6 protein-coding genes are annotated in these 6,269 nt (G+C 73.7%); 2 read left to right on the top strand and 4 right to left on the bottom strand.

Annotation, left to right across the window (positions count from 1 at the left end; all coding sequences use genetic code 11):
* On the top strand, positions 1-666 hold a 666-nt coding region (locus ABZ885_RS33340), incomplete at its 5' end, for a peptidoglycan-binding domain-containing protein (protein ID WP_360197083.1).
* 7 nt (positions 667-673) lie between these two features.
* Here the strand turns inward: ABZ885_RS33340 and ABZ885_RS33345 are convergent.
* From ABZ885_RS33345 to ABZ885_RS33360, 4 genes are all read right to left on the bottom strand, one after another.
* A complete protein-coding gene (locus tag ABZ885_RS33345; protein ID WP_360197086.1) occupies positions 674-1,258 on the bottom strand; it encodes a TMEM165/GDT1 family protein in 585 nt (194 codons plus the stop codon).
* Between the two features lie 213 nt (positions 1,259-1,471).
* A complete protein-coding gene (locus ABZ885_RS33350) occupies positions 1,472-2,278 on the bottom strand; it encodes an ABC transporter permease (RefSeq protein ID WP_360197089.1) in 807 nt (268 codons plus the stop codon).
* The gene (locus ABZ885_RS33355; RefSeq protein ID WP_360197092.1) at positions 2,257-3,879 is read right to left on the bottom strand and encodes a phospholipid carrier-dependent glycosyltransferase; all 1,623 of its coding nucleotides are present in this window, start codon (positions 3,877-3,879) and stop codon (positions 2,257-2,259) included. Before ABZ885_RS33355 ends, ABZ885_RS33350 begins: the two co-directional genes overlap by 22 nt.
* A gap of 204 nt (positions 3,880-4,083) precedes the next feature.
* Positions 4,084-5,379 (bottom strand): MFS transporter, encoded by a 1,296-nt coding sequence (locus ABZ885_RS33360; RefSeq protein ID WP_360197095.1) that lies wholly within the window; start codon positions 5,377-5,379, stop codon positions 4,084-4,086.
* A gap of 181 nt (positions 5,380-5,560) precedes the next feature.
* Between ABZ885_RS33360 and ABZ885_RS33365 the strand changes: the two genes are divergently transcribed.
* On the top strand, positions 5,561-6,121 hold the full coding sequence (locus ABZ885_RS33365) for a MarR family transcriptional regulator (protein ID WP_360197098.1): 561 nt from the start codon (positions 5,561-5,563) through the stop codon (positions 6,119-6,121).
* The last annotated feature ends 148 nt before the right edge of the window (positions 6,122-6,269 follow it).

Here is a 6,269-nt window from a genome sequence, read left to right on the forward strand (position 1 = left end):
GCGGGGCGCCCGCCCCCCCCCGCCCCCGCGGCCGAGCAGGCCGAGGAGAACCCGCTCGCCCGCCGCAAGGGCCTGCTGGTGGCGGCCGGTGCCGGCCTCCTCGCCGTCACCGTCGGCCTGGCGTACGCGGTGACGCCCTCCGGCGAGCCGAGCCACCAGGCGCAGCCGGCGCCGTCCACCTCGCTGGCGCCCGCGCCGGTCGACCCGACCACGCCGGCGCCGCCGAGCCCGAGCGCGCCGCCGTCCACCAGCGACGCCCCGAGCCCGACGGCCACCCGGACGGCCAAGCCGAGCCCGACCCGGACGGCGGCCCCGACCGCCGCGGCCACCACCCAGGCCCCGGCCGCTCCCCCGGCGCCGGCCACCCCGCCGCCCGCGCCGGCGCCGACACCCACCCCGACGCCCACGCCCACCCCGACCCCGACGGCCACCCCGACGGTGCGGGTGCTCCAGCTGAACATGACCGGGCCCGACGTGAAGGACATGCAGCAGCGCCTGTGGGCCGCCGAATGCGGACTCGTCGACAAGTCGATCGTCACCGGCACCTTCGACTACTGGACCCAGACGGTGCTGAACGACTACCAGCGCTACAACCGGATCAAGGGCGAGAACAACGTCTACGGGCCCAAGACCCGGGCCGCCCTGGAGTCCGACCAGGGCTGCTGAGCCGCCGTCAGCCGGTGATCGCCTGGAAGATGCTCGCCCCGGCCATCAGCACCATCACGCCGGCCGCCACCCGGATGATCATCTTCATCGGGACGTGCTTCAGCAGCTTCTGCCCGCCGACGATGGCGATCCCGGCGACGGAGCAGAGCGCCAGCCAGGCGCCGATGCCGACGGCCAGCGGGTCGGCGTACTTGGCGGCCAGGTTGGCGGTCATGATCTGGGTGAGGTCGCCGAACTCGGCGATCGCGACGACCACGAAGCTCGCGCCCGCGACCTTCCAGAAGCTGTTGGCGGACGGCTCCTTGGCGGCGTGACCGTCGTCCTCCCCGCCGCCGTGGAAGAGCAGCATGGCGGCGCCGGCCAGGAACAGCACCCCGGTGACGAGCTCCACCCAGCGGTGCGGCAGCAGCGAGAGCAGGTGGCCGGCCACCAGGGCGATGCCCACCTGGAGGGCGAAGGCGGCGGCGATGCCGGCGAACACGTGGCTCGCGCGGTACTTGGCGCCGAGCATCAGGCTGGCCAGGGCGGTCTTGTCCGGCAGTTCGGCCAGGAAGACGATGCCGAAAGTGATCGCGGCGACAGTCAGGCTCATCGGGGGTTCGGTTCCCTCGGTCGGGCTGCCCGGCCGCGGCAGCTCCATCAGGGGTCGCTCCGGCCCGACAGCACTGGTTGGAATTCACAGCACTGCGGCCGAAGGTCTCGCCGGCACGCCGGTGACGACGCGTGCCCCGGGCGCCGGGCCCCGCGCGGGGGCCAGTATGTCGACGGTCCGGTGGAGGGCTACTCCCCTTCAACGCCGCCAAGCCTACCCGACGCCGCCGGGGACCCGCCCGGCGTCCACCAGCCCGCGGGCGACCAGCTCCAACACCACCACGATCGCCACCGACTCCACCGCCAGCAGCGCGACCAGCACGAAGAGCTGCACCGCACCCGCCTGGGCGGGGGTCGCGCCGCCGAGCAGCATGCCGACGAAGGCGCCGGGCAGGGTGACCAGGCCCACCGTCCGGGTCTGGTCGAGGGCCGGGACGAGCGAGGTCGCGGCGGCGGTGCGGCAGATCTCCAGCCGGGCGTCCCGCTCCTCGAAGCCGAGCGCGAGTGCCGCCTCCACCTCGCCGTGGCGCTGCCGCAGCTCGTCCAGGGCCCGTCGGCCGGCCAGCGAGGTGGCGGTCAGCGCACCGCCGATCAGGATGCCGGCGACCGGGATGACCGAGAGGCCCTCGGGCGGCAGCAGTCCGACGGCGAGCAGCAGTGCGAGCACCGGGAGCACCCCGGTGGCGATCGGCGCGGCCGCCCAGGCCCAGCCCGGCCCGGAGGTGATCCGCCGCCCGGCGGTCCGGACCGCGACCGCGAACATCAACAGCACGAACAGCGCCGACCACCAGAGCGAGCCGACCACCCAGGTGATCACCAGTGCGACGGCGGTCAGCTGCACCGCCGCGCGCAGCCCGGCCCGGAGCACGGCGTGCCCGTGGCCGAGCAGGCCGCGCCCGGCCACCGCCACCGCGGCGGCCAGCAGGACGGCGGTGACCACCCCGAGCAGCGGGGTGACCGGCAGCAGCTGGCCGCCCTGGGCCGCGAGCGGCACCGGGGTCAGATCCAGCTGGTGAACCACATCCGGTCCTGCCAGGAGGACATCGGGATCACCTCCGCGGTGTAGAGGGGGTGGAAGAAGGCGAAGCAGCCCATGATCGCCAGCACGATGATCCCGGCCCCGGCCGCGCCGAACCGGCGCCGCTCGGGCGAGCAGCCCTCCGGCCCGAGCATGGCGCCGAGCATCTGGGCGACGGCCAGGCAGAGGAACGGCACCAGCACGACCATGTAGAAGGAGAAGACGGTCCGCTCCTGGTACTGGAACCACGGCAGGTAGACCCCGGCGACACCGCAGAGCACCGCGCCGGAGCGCCAGTCCCGGCGGAAGAACCAGCGCCAGAGCAGGTAGACCAGGGCGAAGCAGGCCGTCCACCAGAGCAGCGGGGTGCCGAGGCCGAGGATCTGCGCCGCGCAGCCGCCGGAGGCGGTGCAGCCGCGCTGGCCGTTCGGCACCTGCTCCCAGTACATGGAGACCGGGCGGCCCTGGACCAGCCAGCTGAACGGGTTGGACTGGTAGGTGTGCGGGGTGCTCAGCCCGGTGTTGAAGTCGTACATCTGCGAGTGGTAGTGCCAGAGGCTGCGCAGCGGCGCGGGCACCCAGGTCATCGGGACCTGCGGGAGCGGGATGCCGAGGAAGCTGTCCGGGGAGAGACCGGCCCGGTCGTCGGCCCAGTGCCGGTCGTACCCGCCGTTGTTGCCGCCGGTGGCGAGCCAGCCGCCCCAGGCGCCGACGTACACCACGAGGGCCGAGCCGACCATGGCGAACAGGGCGGGCAGCGCGTCCCGGCGCAGCATCGAGCGCCAGGGGCGGCGGGCACCGGCCCAGCGGCGGCCGGACTGGTCCCAGAGCACGGTGAGCAGGCCGAAGGCGGCGAGCACCATGACGCCGTTCCACTTGACCCCGCAGGCCGCGCCGAGGAACACCCCGGCGGCGATCCGCCAGGGGCGCCACCCGAGCCGGATCCGGTCCCCGTCCGGGCCGGTGCCCTCGCGGGCGGCGGCCAGCCGGGCGCGGGTGCGGTCGCGGTCGATCAGCAGGCTGCCGAAGGCGGCGAGGACGAAGAACATCTGGATGCCGTCCAGCAGGCCGACCCGGCTCATCACCAGCTGGAGCCCGTCGACGGACATCAGCAGGGCGGCGGTGCAGCCGAGCAGGGTCGAGCCGAACAGGCGGCGGCCGATCCGGGCCAGCATCAGCACGCTGACGGTGCCGAGCAGCGCGGTCATGAACCGCCAGCCGAAGGGGTTCAGTCCGAAGGCCGCCTCGCCGATCGAGATCACCCACTTGCCGAGCGGCGGGTGGGCGATGAACTCGGGCGCGGAGAGGAGCGGGATCTGCTGCGGGACGGCCAGGATGTCGGTGTTGGCGCTGTCCGGCCAGGTGCCCTCGTAGCCCAGCTTCAGCAGCGACCAGGCGTCCTTGGGGTAGTACGTCTCGTCGAAGACGAAGGCGTTGGGGTAGCCGAGGTTCCAGAACCGGAGCAGGCCGGCGAAGACCGCCACGGCGATCGGCCCGAGCCACCCGGACCAGTCGGCCGCCCGGCGCACCAGCCCCCGCGGCGCCGGTGCGGGGGCTGCGGGGGCTGGTGGTGCGGGTGGGTGCGTGAGCGCCGCTTGCGTCATAGCCTCGCCGTTCGCCTGTCTCGCCTGTGCCGGCCGGGGCCGGGCGGTCAACAGCCACTGACACTATGTGCCGGTGGTCGCGAATCCAAGCGCGACGGGCGCCGTCCAGGTGACCCGGACGGCGCAGTTCGCACGCTGTCCAGCGCGGTCCCGGGCGGCCCCCGGGCCGTCGCGCCGGACGGTCCGGGACCACCCGGGAGGGGCTCAGGCCGCGGTCTGCAGCTCCCGGACCGGGAGGGTGACGCGGTGGACCACGGCCGGGGCCGCGTTGTCCTGCGCCGCCGTGAGGTACGGCCGCAGCTTCACGGCCAGGACGACGATCAGCAGGGTGCAGCCGGCCATCGCCGCGAGGTAGAGCGGCCAGGTGCCGGAGCCGACCAGCAGCACACCGACGGCCGGGCCGACCGCGACCGCGATCTGCTTCACCAGGGCGTAGCCGGCGTTGTAGGTGCCGAGCAGCCGGGCCGGGGCGAGATCGGCGACCATCGGGCCCATGGTGGGCGCGAGCAGCGACTCGCCGACCCCGAACAGGGCGTAGATCGAGACGATCGCGACCGTGGCGGCCATGGTCTCGGTCCGGATCAGGCCGGCGACCAGCGCCATCGTCCAGGCGCCCAGCCAGACCAGGCCGGCCGCGGCCATCGCGGTGGTGCGGCGGCGACGGGCGGTGACCCGCACCATGAACATCTGCAGCACCACGATGGTCAGCGCGTTGGCGCCGATGGCGATGCCCAGGGTGGAGGGCGCGGTGCCGACGGTGTCGGTGGCGAAGGCCGCGACGCCGGACTCGAACTGGCCGTAGCAGGTGAAGAAGATCAGGCCGGCGAGCAGGGAGAGCCGGAGCATCGCCTTGTCGGCGACCAGCGCGCGCAGGCCCTGCGGGCCGTCGGTCTTCTCCTGGACGACGGTCAGCGGGGCGGCCGGGATCCGCGCCGTGCCGGTGACCAGGGCGAGGCCCAGGAAGGTCGCCGCCTCGATGGTGAACAGCCGGGTCAGGCTGGCCGGGTCGGCGACGTCGACGATCTGGCCGCCGACCAGCGCGCCGATGCCCATGCCCAGGTTGACCAGGGTGAACTGCAGCGCGAAGGCGTGTGCGCGGGTCGCCGCGGTCGAGCAGCGGACGATCATCGTGGCGAGCGCCGGCTGGCAGGTGGTGACACCCGCGCCGAACAGGAAGGAGGAGACCAGCAGGGCCGGGGTGCCGGTGGCGTGGCCGAAGGCGAACGCGCCGGTGGCGGCGAGCGCCGCACCGGCCAGCAGCACCGGGCGCGGTCCGTACCGGTCGATGCCGCGGCCGGTGAACGGCAGCACGGCGAGCGCGGCCAGCGCGAAGACGGTGAAGACCATCCCGGCGGCCAGCGAGCCCAGGCCCCGCACCTGGTCCACGTACACGAACATGTACGGCATCGTGAATCCGCTGCCGAACGCACTGAGCGCGTTGCCGATCTGGACGCGGCGCAGCGGGCCGCCCGTCCCGTGCTGCTGCCTCTGCTGCTTCACCGTGCCGGTCACCGTGCACACCCCTTCACTGAGTCTCTCCGGGCTCCCGCCCAGGGTTTCGCTGGATACTCTTAAGTCCGGAAGATTTAAGAGCTAAAGTCTGACGCCCTAAAGTCTTAGCATCACAAGAGTGCGGAGTCAAAGGCTTAAGGGGTGCACCCCGCGTGCGACACTGGTCCGCATGACTGCAGAGAAGCCGGTGCCGGCCACCTCCCGCGAGCTGGGCATCGCCGAGCAGGTGGCCGTCTACCAGCGGGAATTCCCCACGGTGGACCCGCAGGTGGAGACCATCGTGCAGACGCTCTCCCGGGTGGCCCGGCGGATGGGCGTCGCCTACGACCGGCAGCTCACTGTGCTCGGAATCACCTCCGCCGAGTGGGAGGTGCTCAAGGCCCTGGTGGTCTCCGGCAGCCCCTACCGGCTGGGCCCGGGCGAGCTGGCCAAGCGGCTCGGGCTCACCCCGGCCGCGATGACCCACCGGATCGACCGGATGGTCGCCGAGGACCTGGTCACCCGGGAGCGGGACGAGGCCAACCGGGTCCGGGTGATCATCGAGCTGACCGAGAACGGCCGCGACAAGTGGCTGGAGTCGATGCGGATGGCCGCCGTCTTTGAGGAGGAGCTGCTCCAGGACCTCGTCGGCGAGGACCGCGCGGTGCTCTCCGGCATGCTGGCCCGCATGCTGCGGCGGATCGAGGGCACCCAGCCGGACGCCCTCGGCCGCACCGACGACCTGGCCTGAACCGGGGCCGTCCGGCGGACACCCCGACGGTCGGACGCGGGCGGGGACGGGGACGGGGACGGGCGCGAACGACGGGGCGGGGCGGGGGCGGGGGCAGAAGGGGGGGGGGGCCCGCCCGCCGGGCGGGGGGGGGGTGGGGGGCGCCGCC

The sequence above is a fragment of the Kitasatospora sp. NPDC047058 genome (genome assembly GCF_040643935.1).
Taxonomy (GTDB): domain Bacteria; phylum Actinomycetota; class Actinomycetes; order Streptomycetales; family Streptomycetaceae; genus Kitasatospora.

What these genes read in the sequence shown, in the direction of transcription:
- ABZ885_RS33345 (WP_360197086.1), bottom strand. Translation starts at nt 1,258, where the DNA reads ATGAGCCTGACTGTCGCCGCGATCACTTTCGGCATCGTCTTCCTGGCC.
- ABZ885_RS33355 (WP_360197092.1), bottom strand. Translation starts at nt 3,879, where the DNA reads ATGACGCAAGCGGCGCTCACGCACCCACCCGCACCACCAGCCCCCGCA.
- ABZ885_RS33365 (WP_360197098.1), top strand. Translation starts at nt 5,561, where the DNA reads ATGACTGCAGAGAAGCCGGTGCCGGCCACCTCCCGCGAGCTGGGCATC.